The organism is Aromatoleum anaerobium (genome assembly GCF_012910705.2).
GTDB lineage: Bacteria > Pseudomonadota > Gammaproteobacteria > Burkholderiales > Rhodocyclaceae > Aromatoleum > Aromatoleum anaerobium.
On record NZ_WTVG02000035.1, the window covers coordinates 228311 to 243310 of the forward strand.

Below are 15000 nucleotides of genomic sequence, written 5' to 3' on the forward strand. Positions count from 1 at the left end.
ATCGGCCCGGCAGTGCAACGCGACCGGACACGCGCTAGTGTTTAATTGCGTAAGTTAACAATAGTATTACGAAGCTGTGACCCGCGAACCTCTCGTTTGCGCCAGACGAATGGCGCTGCGTTTTCGTTGTAGGCGGCAGTGAAGGCATGGATGGCCTCAATGAGTTGCTCGACGCTTCGGAAGCTCGCGTTGTTCAGCGTCTTTCGCTGGAAGATGCCGAACCAGATTTCGACTTGGTTGAGCCAGCTCGCACTGGTAGGCGTGAAGTGAAAGGTGACGTTCGGATGTGCGGCGAGCCAGTCCTCGTTCTTCTTGTGGGTGTTCAAGTTGTCCAGGATGACGTGGATCTGCCGGTCGACGGGCTGGTCGGCAACGACCTCGTCCATGAAGGCCTGGAAGTCGGCGCGCTTTTTAGTCTGCGTCGTCTTGCCTCGGATGACGCCGGTGGCGACCTCCAATGCGGCGAACAAATTGACGGTGCCGTGCCGCTTGTAGGTGCTCTTCATTCCCTGGACGACCTTGCCACTGCTGGTCTGCACGTAGCCGCGCGCCCGCTCGAGGGCTTGAATCGAGGGCTTCTCGTCGACGCTGATCACCAGGGCGTTCTCGGGCGGGTTCAAGTACAGCCCGATTATGTCGGCCGCTTTGGCGGCAAACTCCGGGTCCGTGCTGACGCACCACGAACGGTGGCGCTGCAACTGGATGCCTTCCTTGCGCAGGATGCGCCACACCGCGTGATCGGACACGCTCAGCGCCTTGGCCAGCGAGCCCCCATCCCAGCTCGCCATGCCGGCCGGTGGCGGCAATTCGAGCTGTGCCAAGATTCGGTCGCGCAACTCGACACCGTACTTGGCGGGCTTGCCGGGCCGGGGCGCGTCGCGAAGCCCTGCGATACCTTGCTCGGCAAAGCGTCGGCGCCACAGCCCGACCGTATTCGGTCGAACACCGAGCTCGCTGGCAACCTCGTCATTGCGCTTGCCATGCAGGCACGCCAGAACGATGCGCGCACGCTCGACCAGGCGAACCTCGCCGCTCCGACTTCGAGACAGACGCTCAAGCTCCGACATCACTTCTGCCGGACACGACAACTCAACCGCCACTCGCGCCATGAGACCCCCTTGTGTCAAGCGAAGTGGGTATCATAATACTATCTTGTATTAACGCAACTAAACACTAGCGCGCGTCCAGCCCGCGTCGATACTGGATCGCCTCAGCCAGATGCGCCGGACCGATGGCAGGCGCATCGGCCAAGTCGGCGATCGTGCGGGCGACTTTCAGGATGCGATGATAACCCCGCGCCGACAGGTTCAACCGCTCGATCGCATGGGCCAGGAGCTTGCGGCCTTCGCCGTCGGGCGCGCACAACGCGTCCACGCGGCCTGCGGACAGCCGGCTGTTCGGCTCATTCTGGCGCTCGCGCTGGTGCGCCCACGCGCGCTCGACGCGCAAGCGCACCACTTCGCTCGATTCGCCGGCGGGTTGCGCGAGCATCTCGGCCTGATCGAGCAGCGGCACTTCGATGATGACGTCGATGCGATCGAGCAGCGGTCCCGACAGCTTGCCGCGGTAGCGCGCGATCTGGTCGGGCGAGCAGCGGCAGCGGGCGTTGCCGGCATGGCCGCAGGGGCAGGGGTTCATCGCCGCGACGAGCTGGAAGCGGGCGGGGAATTCCGCCCGCCGCCGCGCGCGCGACACGGTCACGAGGCCGGTTTCGAGCGGTTCGCGCAGCGCCTCGAGCACGCGCCGGTCGAATTCGGGCAGCTCGTCGAGAAACAGCACACCATGGTGCGCGAGGCTGATCTCGCCGGGCCGCGGGTCGGCGCCGCCGCCGACGAGCGCCGGCGCGGACGCCGAGTGGTGCGGGGCGCGATACGGCCGGCGCCCCCAGTGCCGCACGTCGAACGAGCCTTCGATCGACTGGATCGCAGCGCTCTCGATCGCTTCGGCCTGCTCCATGCGCGGCAGCAACCCGGGCAGGCGCCGCGCGAGCATCGACTTGCCGGTCCCGGGCGGCCCGAACAGCAGCAACGAATGCTGGCCGGCCGCCGCGACTTCGAGCGCCCGGCGCGCCTGGAGCTGTCCCTTGACCTCGGCGAGATCGGCCTCGGGCGGCCCGCTCCGGCTGCGCAGCGGGGGCGGGTGGCGCGGCAGCGCGGCGTGCCCGTTCAGGTGCCCACACACCGCGAGCAGGCTCGCCGCGGCCAGCACGCTCGCTCCCTCCGCGAGCGCCGCCTCGTCCGCATTGGCGACCGGCAGCACCAGCGCGCGCCCTTCTCGGGCGGTTTCGAGCGCGACCGCGAGCGCGCCGCGCACCGGCCGCAGTGCGCCGTTCAGCGACAGCTCGCCGACGAACTCGTGTCGCGAAAGCGCGCCGGCGTCGATCTGGCCGGATGCCGCGAGGATGCCCAGCGCGATCGGCAGGTCGAAACGCCCGCCCTCCTTCGGCAGGTCGGCGGGGGCGAGGTTGACGGTGATGCGGCGCTGCGGGAACTCGAACTGCGACGTGACGATCGCGGCCCGCACGCGATCGCGCGCCTCGCGCACTTCGGTGTCGGCGAGCCCGACGAGGTTGAAGGCAGGCAGGCCGTTGGCGAGGTGGACTTCGACCGTCACTTCCGGTGCGGCGAGGCCGACCAGCGCGCGGGTACGTACGAGAGCCAGCGACATCGAGGTCTCCGGAATGGACTGGGAGCAGTCTACCCTACCGGAGACGGGGACGATGACAAGCGCTTGGACGCGCCGCAGCCGAAAGCGCCGTCGTGCCAAAGGATCAGGGCGATCGCGGGAGCCCGCACGGCCGCAGGATCTCGTCCGGCGCATCGCGTTGCGCCGGATGAGGTGGCGGTGCGCGGGAGTGCCCCGCGGCGTCAGCCGGCGTCGTTTTCGGTGCGCACGCGCGTCAGTTCGGATTCCAGCGCGGCGACGCGGTCTTCGAGTTCGGCGAGTTTTTGCCGGGTATGGGCGAGCATTTCGCGCTGGACGTCGAATTCCTCGCGCGTGACCAGATCGAGCTTGCTGAAGGCACTGCCGAGCAGGGCTTTGGCGTTCTTCTCGAAATCGCGCGCCGGATTGCTCGCGGCAATTTCGGAAAGCTTGGCGCCGAGTTCATCGAGGATGCGGGGACCGGGCATGGCGGCACCTGTGCGGCGGTTGTGATGGGACGGGCAGTTTATCACGGTCGATTTCGACCCGCCGGCCAGGGAAAGGCACATGACGCACCATCGTGAGGCGAGCGCACCTTTAATGTGCATCGCGATCAGGGAGGCCCCTTGCCACGTGCTGCCAATCGGCGCGCGAGCATATCCTCATGCCGCGTAGTTTGTTTGCGAGTGCGAGGTTTGAGGGCGCATATCGCAAGATGGCACAGACCGTGCTTATGGTGCACTGCCAGATAATACCAATCCATGAAGGAGCACCCAATGCGCAAGAGCACAATCGCCGCCGCCCTCTTCACCATCGTGCCGGCCTTCGGCACAGGCTCCGTCCTCGCTGCCGACGGCCCGTTCACTGCGAACGTCAGCCTGATCACCGACTATGCGTACCGCGGCATCAGCCAGACCGATGAACGCCCGGCGCTGCAGGGCGGTTTCGACTACGCCCACGCGAGCGGCTTCTATGCAGGGGTGTGGGGCTCGAACGTTTCGTGGCTGCGTGACGCCGAAACGAGCTCGTCGTCGGGCAACAGTCTTGAACTGGACGTGTACGGCGGCTACAGGACGTCCATCGGCGCGCTCGGCCTCGACGTCGGCCTGCTGCAGTACTACTACCCGGGCGATTTCGACCGCTCGTGGCGGCGCGACACCGGGCTGTCGAAGCCGGACACGCTCGAAGGCTACGTCGGGCTGAGCTGGGAATTCCTGACCTTCAAGTATTCCCATGCCTTCACCGATCTGTTCGGCACGCCCGGCTCGGACAACAGCAAGTACCTCGACCTGACGGCGACCCACGAGGTGATGCCCGGCCTCGCGCTGAGCGCGCATGTCGGCCGCCAGATGATCACCGGCCCGGCCGATTCGTACACCGACTGGAAGATCGGCGCGACGAAGGCGGTCGGCGACTTCACGGTCGGCCTGCACTACGTCGATACCGACCTCGACGACATCGACCTCGCCGAAGAGCGCCTGATCCTCTCGCTGAGCCGAACCTTCTGAACCCCCACCGCTGCCGCGGGCACGTCCCGCACGACTGAAAGGAAAGACCATGAAATTCGTCACCGCCATCATCAAGCCGTTCAAGCTCGACGAAGTGCGTGAAGCTCTCTCGGCGATCGGCGTGCAGGGCATCACCGTCACCGAAGTCAAGGGTTTCGGCCGCCAGAAAGGCCACACCGAGCTGTATCGCGGCGCGGAGTACGTCGTCGATTTTCTGCCCAAAGTGAAGATCGAGGCTGCGATCCGCCCCGACCTGCTCGACCAGGCGATCGAGGCGATCGAGAAATCGGCCGCGACCGGCAAGATCGGCGACGGCAAGATCTTCGTTTTCGATCTCGAACAGGCGATCCGCATCCGCACCGGCGAAACCGGGCCCGACGCGCTGTAACGGAGAAAAAATCATGAAGAAACTGTACGCAATGCTGCCCGCGGCGCTTGCGCTCGGGCTGGCCGGCGGCGCGCTCGCCCAGGACGCTGCAACGGCTGTCGCCCCCGCCGTCGAAGCGGCCACGGCAGCGCCGATCGTCGAGAAAGGCGACGTCGCGTGGATCATGACCTCGACGCTGCTCGTGCTGTTCATGGCGCTGCCCGGCCTCGCGCTGTTCTACGGCGGCCTGGTGCGCTCGAAGAACATGCTGTCGGTGCTGATGCAGGTGATGGTGGTGTTCTCGCTGATCGCGGTGCTGTGGGTGTTCTACGGCTATTCGCTCGCGTTCACCGAGGCGAGCCCTTTCATCGGTTCGCTCGACAAGCTGTTCCTCGCCGGGGTCACGACCGACACGCTCGCCGACACTTTCACCGACAACGTCAAGCTGCCCGAGTACGCGTTCATCGCGTTCCAGGCGACGTTCGCCGGCATCACCGGGGCGCTGGTCGTCGGCGCGTTCGCCGAACGGATGAAGTTCTCGGCGGTGCTGGTGTTCTCGGTGATCTGGTTCACGCTGTGCTACCTGCCGATCTGCCACATGGTGTGGGGCCCGGGCGGCATGCTGCTCGGCGACGGCGCGCTCGACTTCGCCGGCGGCACGGTGGTGCATATCAACGCCGGGGTCGCGGGTCTCGTCGGCGCGTACATGGTCGGCAAGCGCATCGGCTTCGGCCGCGAAGCGCTGACGCCGCATTCGCTGACGCTGACGATGGTCGGCGCGTCGATGCTGTGGGTCGGCTGGTTCGGCTTCAACGCCGGCTCGAACCTCGAAGCGACGTCGGGTGCCGCGCTGGCGTTCATCAACACGCTGGTCGCGACCGCCGCCGCGGTGCTCGCGTGGTCGCTCGGCGAGGCGCTGTTCAAGGGCCGGCCGTCGATGCTCGGCGCCGCGTCGGGCGCCGTTGCCGGCCTCGTCGCGATCACGCCGGCCTGCGGCTCGGTCGGACCGATGGGCGCGATCGTCATCGGCCTGCTCGCCGGCTTCGTCTGCCTGTGGGGCGTCAATGGCTTGAAGCGCATGCTCGGCGCGGACGACGCGCTCGACGTGTTCGGCGTGCATGGCGTCGGCGGCATCCTCGGCGCGATCCTGACCGGGGTGTTCACCGCCCCGTCGCTCGGCGGCACTGGTGCCGAGGACTTCTCGATCGCTGGCCAAGTCTGGATCCAGACCTATAGTGTATTGATCACGATCGCGTGGTCGGCGGTCGTCGCAGTGATCGCCTACAAGGTCGCCGACATCCTCGTCGGGCTGCGGGTGCCCGAAGAGGAGGAACGCCAGGGGCTCGACGTCAGCGCCCACGGCGAGACGGCGTACCACCACTGAGCTTCACGGCCGGGGTTCCCTCCTCTTCCCCGGCCACTGGGCGGGCGCCCCGTCGCGGGGCGCCCGTTTTTCGTCTGCGACCGGCAAAAGTGCGCCCATGCTGGGCGCACAGACAAAAAAGGAGGCTTGCGCCTCCTTCCGCGTTTCGGCTGCGCCGCCGCCCGCTTACCCGATCGTCCAGGTCTCGCCGCCTTGCAGCAGATCGGCGAGGCGGCCGTCGCCTTTCTTCGCGCGCGTGTCGGCGTGCAATTGCGCGTTGAGCTCGTCGTAGCTGTCCTTGCGCACCGAGCGGAACACGCCGAGCGGCACCGGCAGGTCCGGCGTGTCGAACTGCGACAGGAAGAACGCGAGGCCGCTGTGCGCCGCCTTCTCGTCATGCACGACGAGCTCGCTCTCGGCGACGCCGCCTTCGCCGAGCGTCACGACTTCCGGCTCCATGCCGCGCAGGCGGATGCCGCGGTCGCGCGCCTTGCCGAACACCAGCGGCTTGCCGTCCTCGAGGATCACGCGCGCATCGTCGCGGGTCGCCTTGTCGGTCAGCGTCGAATACGCGCCGTCGTTGAACACGATGCAGTTCTGCAGGATTTCGACGAACGCCGTGCCCTTGTGCGCCGCGGCGCGCGCGAGCACTGAGCTCAGGTGCGGCAGGTCGGTGTCCACCGAACGGGCGACGAAGGTCGCACCGGCGCCGAGCGCGAGCGCAACCGGCGAGAACGGCCGGTCGATGCTGCCCAGCGGCGTGCTCTTGGTCTTCTTGCCCATTTCGGAGGTCGGCGAATACTGGCCTTTCGTCAGGCCGTAGATGCGGTTGTTGAGCAGGATCACCTTCAGGTCTACGTTGCGGCGCATCGCGTGGATGAAGTGGTTGCCGCCGATCGCCAGCGCATCGCCGTCGCCGGTGACGACCCACACCGACAGGTCCGGGCGGGCGAGCTTCAGGCCGCTTGCGATCGCCGGCGCGCGCCCGTGGATGCTGTGCATCCCGTAGGTTTCCATGTAGTACGGGAAACGGCTCGAGCAGCCGATGCCGGAGATGAAGGCGAAGTTCTCGCGCGGGATGCCGAGCGTCGGCAGCAGCTTCTGGATCTGCGCGAGAATCGCGTAGTCGCCGCAGCCGGGACACCAGCGCACGTCCTGGTTCGATTCGAAGTCTTTTTTCGTCAGCGCGACGGGGGAGGACATGTCGTTCATGATGATCTTCCTGTAACAGTGGGGCTCGGGGACGCGGTTCGGCTCGTGCGGACGCGCGTCAGCTCAGTTCGAGGATGCGGTCATGGACTTCGCTGACCTTGAAGGGCTTGCCCTGCACCTTGTTCAGCGGCACGACGTCGCGCAGGTAGCGTTCGCGCAGCAGCTTCGAGAGTTGCCCCATGTTGAGTTCCGGCACCAGCACCGTCTTGTAGCGCCCGAGCAGCTCGCCGAGGTCCGGCGGCAGCGGGTTCAGGTGGCGCAGATGCACGTGCGCGACCGAGCGGCCTTCGGCCTCGGCCTTCTCGCGCGCCTGCGCGATCGTGCCGTAGGTGCTGCCCCAGCCGATGACGAGCAGATCGCCGGACGCAGGCCCTTCGACCGTCGTCGGCGGGATGTCCTGCGCGGTGCCGGCGACTTTCGCGGCGCGCACATCGACCATGCGCTGGTGGTTCAGCGGGTCGTGCGAGATGTTGCCGCTGAGGAAGTCTTTTTCCAGGCCGCCGACGCGGTGCTCCATGCCCGGCGTGCCGGGGCGCACCCAGGCGCGGGCGAGATTCTCGTCGCGCGCGTACGGCTGGAAGCCTTCCGGATCGGTGCGATAGCTGACCTCGACTTTCGGCAGGGTCGCGACATCCGGAATCCGCCACGGCTCGGCAGCGTTCGCGATGCCGCCGTCGGTCAGCAGGATCACCGGCGTCATGTACTTGACGGCGATGCGGAACGCCTCGATCGCGCAGTCGAAGCAGTCGGCGGGCGAGCGTGCCGCGATCACCGGGATCGGGCATTCGCCGTTGCGCCCGTAGATTGCCTGCAGCAGGTCGGACTGCTCGATCTTCGTCGGCAGGCCGGTCGACGGGCCGCCGCGCTGCACGTTGACGATCACCAGCGGCAGCTCCAGCATCACCGCGAGGCCCATCGCCTCGGTCTTCAGCGCCATGCCCGGGCCGGAAGTCGTCGTCAGGCCGAGCGCGCCGCCGTAGGCCGCGCCGATCGTCGAGCAGATGCCGGCGATCTCGTCCTCGGCCTGGTAGGTCGTGACGTTGAAATGCTTCAGCGCGGACAGTTCATGCAGGATGTCGGTCGCCGGCGTGATCGGGTACGAGCCGAGGAAGAGCTCGACGCCCGACGACTCGGACGCGGCGACAAAGCCGAGCGCCGCGGCGTGGTTGCCGGTGATGCTGCGATAGATGCCCGGCTTCGCCGCCGCTTCGCGCACCTGGTAGGTCGCGGCGAAGATCTCGGCGGCGTCGGCATACGCGAAGCCGGCGCGCAGCGCATTGACGTTGGCGTCGGCGAATTCCGGCTTCTTGGCGAACTTCTCGTAAATGTCGGCGATTTCGTCCTCAATCGGCCGGCCGTACAGGCACAGCATCAGGCCGAGCGCGAAGTAGTTCTTGCAGCGGCCGACTTCCTTCTTCGACAGGCCGGAATCGCGCAGCGCCGCCGCAGTCAGCGCCGAAATGTCGATCTTGAACAGGCGATAGCCGTCGAGGCTGCCGTCCTCGAGCGGATTGCTCGTGTAGCCGGCTTTCGCGAGGTTCGTGTCGGCAAACGCGCCGGTGTTCGCGATGATGATGCCGCCGTGCTTGACGTCGGCGAGGTTCGTCTTCAGCGCCGCCGGGTTCATCGCGACGAGCGCGTCGGGCGCGTCGCCGGACGTGAAGACCTGGCGCGACCCGTACTGGATCTGGTAGCCGGAGACGCCGAACAGGGTGCCGGTCGGCGCGCGGATTTCGGACGGGTAGTCGGGATGCGTCGCGAAGCCGTGTCCGGCCTTCGCGACGGCTTTCGAGAATTCCGAACCGGTGAGCTGCATGCCGTCACCGGAGTCGCCGACGAAACGGATCACGACGCTGTCGAGCGCCTCGACCGCCCGTACGCTCGACGCGCCGGCGGTTTCGGTGCTGCCGCTGCCGATCGCTTCCCTGGTATTCACTTCGGCCTCGGACGTGTATCCGGCTTCTGACATGACTTTTCCTCCTCGATGGGCCCGGGTTGCCTGCCCTCGTTGCGGGGCGACGTCATCGACCGCGGGCGGGTTTTTGTTGATTACAAACAGTTTGACGTCCATCAGTATTGACGCAGGTCAAGAGAAGCGAAATATCACCGAATTGAAACGCTGTTGCCGAACCGGCAGGATCACGCAAGCGCATCGTGCGCTTGCATGGAGCGCATGCGGTGACGGTCGAAACGGGCGGCAGCGGGCGGCGTGGGACCGGGCGCGGGGCACGACCGGACGCACCTCATCGCAGCCGTCGACGGAGCGGCGGAGCGGCGAAGCGGCCTTTTCAACCGGCGCAGTCGATCTCGTCGCGGTGGCCGAAGCCCGCGGAGTTGTCGATGAAATACAGCCGCTCGGGCACGAAGCGGTACCAGCGCACTTTCGCCAGCGCCTTGACGATCGCGGCCGGGGCCAGCGCGAGCTTGCCGACGACCGGGTACCTGTCGCCATACAGCCGGCGCGCGCGCTTTTCCTCGTCGCCCGACACCTCGCAGGCGAGCCCTTCGGCCTGGATGCCCTTGATCTGCGGCCAGTCCGCGTAATCTTCCTGCACCGTGATCGCGACCCGCGCCGGCGCGGCGATCGCAGTGGCGTGCCGGCTTGCCGGCGCCGACAGGAAATACAGCGTGAAGCCGTCGCTGACGTAGAACACTGCCGCAGCCCACGGGCCGTCACTGCCGTGCGTCGCGAGCGTCATCACGTGGTGCGCCTGCAGGTACGCGAGCGCCGCCTCGCGCGCCGTGGCCGCGGTCAAGATTCGACGCTCCCCGGTTCGCGCGCGGGCTGCGGCGTCGCCCGCGCGTGGCCGCTTTCGTGCAGCCGCTTGAGCCGGTACGCGAGCTGCGGGCGGCTCAGGCCGAGCATGCGCGCCGCGGACGACAGGTTGCCGCGCGCCTTGTCCGTGGCGGCCTCGATCAGCATCGCCTCGACCTGGTCGAGCGTCATCGTGCCGTCGCACACCGCGTCGCAGATCGACTTGCCGGCGTCGCCCTCCCCGGCGTCGAGCTTGCCGTCCGGGTCGAGCCCGAACTCGCGCGCTTCGTTGCCCCAGGACAGGAACAGGTGCTCGACTTCGATGCGCGTGCCGTGCGGTGCGAGGATGACGCCGCGTTCAACGGTGTTCTGCAGCTCGCGGATGTTGCCCGGCCACGCGTAGGTGGTCAGCGCGCGCTTGGCCTTGTCGGTGAAACCGAGCAGCTTCTTGCCGTTGATCGCGGCGTGCTTTTCGAGGAAATGCTTGGCGAGGACGGAGATGTCCTCGCGGCGTTCGCGCAGCGGCGGGATATTGACCTGGTAGGCGTTGAGGCGATAGTAAAGGTCGGCGCGAAAGCGCCCTTCCTTGACGAGCTGCGGCAGCCCGGCGTTGGTCGCCGCGACGAGGCGCACATTGATCTTGCGGATCCGGTCGTCGCCGAGGCGCTCGACCTCGCCTTCCTGCAACACGCGCAGCAGCTTGCTCTGTGCGGTCAGCGGCAGCTCGCCGATCTCATCGAGGAACAGCGTGCCGCCATCGGCGCGTTCGAAACGTCCCGGACGCGACACCAGCGCGCCAGTGTAGGCGCCCTTCTCGACGCCGAAGAGCTCGGATTCGACCAAGTCGTGCGGGATCGCCGCGCAGTTGATCGCCACCAGCGGACGGTCGCGGCGCGCGCTCATCTCGTGCAGCGCGCGGGCGAACAGTTCCTTGCCGACGCCGGTCTCGCCGAGCAGCAGCACCGAGATGTGGCTCGCCGCCGCCTGGCTCAGCAGCTCGAGCGCGACACGAAAACCCGGCGAAGTGCCGATCATGTCGCCGGGAAGCTGGTTCTTCTCGCCGATCGTCGAGCGCAGCTGTACGACTTGCGTCTGCAGGTCGATCAGCTCATCGACGATCGACTCCGGCGCGAAGAAGCGCATGTGTTCGTCGGCGTCCTCCCATTCCTCGACCGGCTTGCCGACGATGCGGCAGCCCTCGTCGCCCATGCCGACGCATTCGACCTCCTTGTACAGGATCGAACGCCCCATGAACGCAGAGGTGTAGCCGCAGGCGTAACCGATCTGCGTCCAGCACACCGGCTCACTGTGGGTGCCGAAGTGCCGCCGGTGCGACTGGCCTTCCCACGAGTTGATCCAGCGGAACTCACCGTAGAAGCTGCCGGATACGCGGTCGAACTCGACGCGGATCGGCACGACGCCGACGTTGCCTTCGAGCGCGTGCAGCCGCGGGCCGGTCATGAAGACTTCCATGTCCGCCATGTCCTGCGCCCGGGTGCGGACGAGCTCGGCGTCGCGCATGCCCGAAGCGTAGCCCATGCGCAACAGCAGCCCGCGCGCGCGCGGGATGCCCAGCGTGTCGATCAGTTCCTTGCGCAAGGACGCCTGCGCCTCCGCATGCACGAGCAGCATGCGGTGTTCGTGCAGCCATATCTGTCCGGTGTCGGAACAGAAATGCACGCGTGACCTCAGGTCAGCGCCGTCTGCGCGGCTCGCGTCTTGGAGCTTGGTCATGCCTCGCCCTCCTCCTGGATCGCTTGTTCTACGCGTCGCCGCGACATCTCGTGTTGACCTGGATCAAACAGTTCAGGCAACAACCACCTGGACAAAATCGGGCCCCTCTGAACGTCCATTCATCAAATGATCAAGACGCCCGGCCGGCGGAGGTGAAATCTCATCAATTGATAAAGCCGCGGTCGCAGCCAACTGCCTGGTCGCGGCCCGTGCCCCGCGCCCTTGCGGGCATTTTGCATGATCTCGCAAAAACACCTGGATCGCCTGCCACGACTGAGCCGCGGCCCGGCCGAAGCGCCCGCGGAAAGTCCGTTTGCCGGACCTGCGCAGCCGCAATGGCACACCCCTTGCAAAGGGACTCCGGCAAGCGTCGTCCAACAAAATCCGGTTGCCACGATCGACACCGGAATTACAAAGGAGGGGGCATCAGATGAAGTTTCCTGTTCCGCACGACATCAAGGCCAAGACGATTCCGGGGACCGAAGGCTGGGAGCGGATGTATCCGTACCAGTACCAGTTCGTCACCGACGACCCGCAGCGCAACCAGTACGAGAAGGACACTTTCTGGTTCTACGACGGGCTGCATTATCCGGAACCGCTGTACCCGTTCGACACGATCTGGGACGAAGCCTGGTACCTCGCGCTGTCGCAGTTCAACAACCGCATCTTCCAGGTGCCGCCGGTGCGCGGCGTCGATCACCGCATCATCAACGGCTACGTCTATATCTCGCCGGTGCCGGTCAAGGACCCCGCCGAAATCGGCGCGCGGGTGCCGAATTTCATGGAGCGCGCGGGTTTCTACTACAAGAACTGGGACGCGCTCGAAGCGAAGTGGAAAGTGAAGATGGAGGCGGCGATCGCCGAGCTCGAGGCGCTCGAGATCCCGCGCCTGCCCGACGTCGAGGACCTCAGCGTCGTCACCGACGGCATCGGCGAGTCGAAGGGCTACCACCTGCTGAAGAACTACGACGACCTGATCAACCTCGGCATCAAGTGCTGGCAGTACCACTTCGAGTTCCTGAACCTCGGCTACGCGGCCTACGTGTTCTTCATGGACTTCACGCAGAAGCTGTTCCCGAGCATTCCGTTGCAGCGGATCACGCAGATGGTTTCCGGCATCGACGTGATCATGTACCGGCCTGACGACGAGCTGAAGGAACTGGCGAAGAAGGCGGTCGCGCTCGAAGTTGACGACATCGTCGCCGGCCATCGCGAATGGGACGACGTCAAGGCCGCGCTCGGCGCGCACCGGCACGGCGACGAGTGGCTCGCGGCGTTCGAGAAGGCGCGCTACCCGTGGTTCAACATCTCGTCGGGCACCGGCTGGTTCCACACCGACCGCAGCTGGAACGACAACCTCAACATCCCGCTCGACGGCATACAGACTTATATCGGCAAGCTCCGCGCGGGGGTCTCGATCGACCGGCCGATGGAAGCGGTGCGTGCCGAGCGCGACCGGATCACCGCCGAATACCGCGATCTGATCGACAGCGACGAGGATCGCAAGCAGTTCGACGAACTGCTCGGCTGCGCCAAGACGGTGTTCCCGTACGTCGAGAACCATCTCTTCTACGTCGAGCACTGGTTCCACTCGGTGTTCTGGAACAAGATGCGCGAAGTCGCCGCGATCATGAAGGAACACGGCATGATCGCCGACGTTGAAGACATCTGGTATCTGCGCCGCGACGAGATCAAGCAGGCGCTATGGGATGTCGTCACCGCGTGGGCGACCGGCGTCACGCCGCGCGGCACCACGACCTGGCCGGCCGAAATCGAATGGCGCAAGGGCGTGATGCAGAAGTTCCGTGAATGGAACCGGCCGCCGGCGATCGGCGTCGCGCCGGAGGTGATCCAGGAACCCTTCACGATCGTGCTGTGGGGCGTCACGAACAACTCCCTGTCCGACTGGGCCGCGGTGCAGGACATCGCCGACCCGGACAGCATCACCGAGCTGAAAGGCTTCGCCGCGAGCCCCGGCACTGTCGAAGGCCGTGCCCGCGTGTGCCGCAGCGCCGAGGACATCCGCGACCTGCAGGAAGGCGAGATCCTCGTCGCACCGACGACCTCGCCGTCGTGGGCGCCGGCATTCGCGAAGATCAAGGCCTGCGTCACCGACGTCGGCGGCGTCATGAGCCACGCCGCGATCGTGTGCCGCGAATACGGCATGCCGGCGGTCGTCGGCACGGGAGTGTCGACACGCGTGATCCGCACCGGCATGACGCTGCGGGTCGACGGCTCGTCCGGCGTGATCTCGATCATCACGGCCTGAAGAGGTGACCCCGATGGGAAGCGTTATTTCTGCAGCAGCCCTGCCCTGGGCCGCCCTCGACAGCGTCGCGCCGAAAGTGTGTTCTTTCGAGGAATGCGGCAAGGACTCGGTGCAGCTGGTCGGCGGCAAGTGCGCGTCGCTCGGCGAACTGATCAACGCGGGTGTGCGGGTGCCGCCGGGCTTCGCGCTCACCACCCGCGGCTATGCACAGTTCATGCGCGAGGCCGGCATCCAGGCCGAAGTCGCGGGGCTCCTCGACGGCCTCGACCACGAGGACATGGACAAGCTCGAGGAGGCCTCGCACGCGATCCGCGAAATGATCGAATCGCGCCCGCTGCCGATCGAGCTCGAGGACCTGATCGCCGAGGCCTACCGCAAACTGTCGGTGCGCTGCTACCTGCCGGCGGTGCCGGTCGCAGTGCGCTCCTCCGCGACCGCCGAGGACCTGCCGGGCGCGAGCTTCGCCGGCCAGCAGGACACCTACCTGTGGATCCGCGGCGTCGATGACGTGATCCATCACGTGCGGCGGTGCATCTCCAGCCTCTACAGCGGGCGGGCGATCGCCTACCGCATGAAGATGGGATTCCCGCACGAACAGGTCGCGATCAGCGTCGGCATCCAGAAGATGGCGAACGCCTACACCGCGGGCGTGATGTTCACCGTGCATCCGGCGACCGGCGACCGCTCGGTGATCGTCATCGACGCGAACTTCGGCTTCGGTGAATCGGTGGTGTCGGGCGAAGTCACGCCGGACAACTTCGTCGTCAACAAGATCACGCTCGACATCATCGAGCGGACGATTTCGACGAAGGAGATCTGCCACACCGTCGATCTGAAAACTCAGAAGTCGATCGCGCTTCCGGTCCCTACCGAGCGCCAGAACATCCAGTCGATCACCGATGACGAGATCGGCGAACTCGCGTCGATGGCGAAGAAGATCGAAAAGCACTATGGCCGCCCGATGGACATCGAATGGGCGATCGACAAGCACCTGCCAGCCGGCGGGAACATTTTCATCCTGCAGGCGCGCCCCGAAACGATCTGGAGCAATCGCCAGAAAACCACCGGTGCGGCAAGCAGCACGTCGGCGATGGATTACATCGTGTCGAGTCTGCTCGCCGGAAAACGACTCAGCTAGGAGGACGACCA

At 66.2% G+C, this 15000-nt stretch carries 12 protein-coding genes; 5 read left to right on the forward strand and 7 right to left on the reverse strand.

All coding sequences use genetic code 11. The annotated features are described in order from the left end of the window. Positions 1-41: 41 nt before the first annotated feature. From GO606_RS04265 to GO606_RS04275, 3 genes are all read right to left on the reverse strand, one after another. Positions 42-1109: an IS630 family transposase gene (locus tag GO606_RS04265; protein ID WP_169200649.1), complete on the reverse strand. Its 1068-nt coding sequence runs from the start codon at positions 1107-1109 to the stop codon at positions 42-44. A 64-nt stretch (positions 1110-1173) separates the two neighbouring features. Next, positions 1174-2667, reverse strand: a complete 1494-nt coding sequence (locus GO606_RS04270) for a YifB family Mg chelatase-like AAA ATPase (RefSeq protein ID WP_169118774.1) — start codon at positions 2665-2667, stop codon at positions 1174-1176. 200 nt (positions 2668-2867) lie between these two features. Then, positions 2868-3131 (reverse strand): accessory factor UbiK family protein, encoded by a 264-nt coding sequence (locus GO606_RS04275; protein ID WP_169118775.1) that lies wholly within the window; start codon positions 3129-3131, stop codon positions 2868-2870. A gap of 288 nt (positions 3132-3419) precedes the next feature. Here GO606_RS04275 and GO606_RS04280 point away from each other — a divergent pair, with 288 nt between their 5' ends. The 3 genes from GO606_RS04280 to GO606_RS04290 are packed head-to-tail and all read left to right on the forward strand — an operon-like array spanning position 3420 to position 5902. Further along, positions 3420-4151 carry a TorF family putative porin gene (locus GO606_RS04280; protein WP_169118776.1) on the forward strand — a complete coding sequence of 244 codons (732 nt, stop codon included), beginning with the start codon at positions 3420-3422 and terminating at the stop codon, positions 4149-4151. Between the two features lie 49 nt (positions 4152-4200). Then, positions 4201-4539: a P-II family nitrogen regulator gene (gene glnK, locus GO606_RS04285; protein WP_011237608.1), complete on the forward strand. Its 339-nt coding sequence runs from the start codon at positions 4201-4203 to the stop codon at positions 4537-4539. Positions 4540-4552: 13 nt separating this feature from the next. Continuing rightward, positions 4553-5902 (forward strand): ammonium transporter, encoded by a 1350-nt coding sequence (locus tag GO606_RS04290; protein WP_211166646.1) that lies wholly within the window; start codon positions 4553-4555, stop codon positions 5900-5902. Positions 5903-6067: 165 nt separating this feature from the next. Here the strand turns inward: GO606_RS04290 and GO606_RS04295 are convergent, their stop codons facing one another. From GO606_RS04295 to GO606_RS04310, 4 genes are all read right to left on the reverse strand, one after another. Then, positions 6068-7093, reverse strand: a complete 1026-nt coding sequence (locus GO606_RS04295) for a 2-oxoacid:ferredoxin oxidoreductase subunit beta (RefSeq protein WP_169118777.1) — start codon at positions 7091-7093, stop codon at positions 6068-6070. Positions 7094-7151: 58 nt separating this feature from the next. Continuing rightward, positions 7152-9062, reverse strand: a complete 1911-nt coding sequence (locus GO606_RS04300; RefSeq protein ID WP_169118778.1) for a 2-oxoacid:acceptor oxidoreductase subunit alpha — start codon at positions 9060-9062, stop codon at positions 7152-7154. 319 nt (positions 9063-9381) lie between these two features. Beyond that, entirely contained in the window at positions 9382-9849 is a 468-nt protein-coding gene (locus GO606_RS04305; RefSeq protein ID WP_169118779.1) for a pyridoxamine 5'-phosphate oxidase family protein, read from the reverse strand. Next, positions 9846-11582 carry a sigma-54-dependent Fis family transcriptional regulator gene (locus tag GO606_RS04310; protein WP_169118780.1) on the reverse strand — a complete coding sequence of 579 codons (1737 nt, stop codon included), beginning with the start codon at positions 11580-11582 and terminating at the stop codon, positions 9846-9848. Before GO606_RS04310 ends, GO606_RS04305 begins: the two co-directional genes overlap by 4 nt. Before the next feature lie 430 nt (positions 11583-12012). Between GO606_RS04310 and GO606_RS04315 the strand changes: the two genes are divergently transcribed. Next, a complete protein-coding gene (locus GO606_RS04315) occupies positions 12013-13851 on the forward strand; it encodes a PEP-utilizing enzyme (RefSeq protein ID WP_169118781.1) in 1839 nt (612 codons plus the stop codon). A 13-nt stretch (positions 13852-13864) separates the two neighbouring features. Then, complete coding sequence (locus GO606_RS04320; protein ID WP_169118782.1) at positions 13865-14989, forward strand: PEP/pyruvate-binding domain-containing protein; 1125 nt, start codon at positions 13865-13867, stop codon at positions 14987-14989. Positions 14990-15000 lie beyond the last annotated feature (11 nt).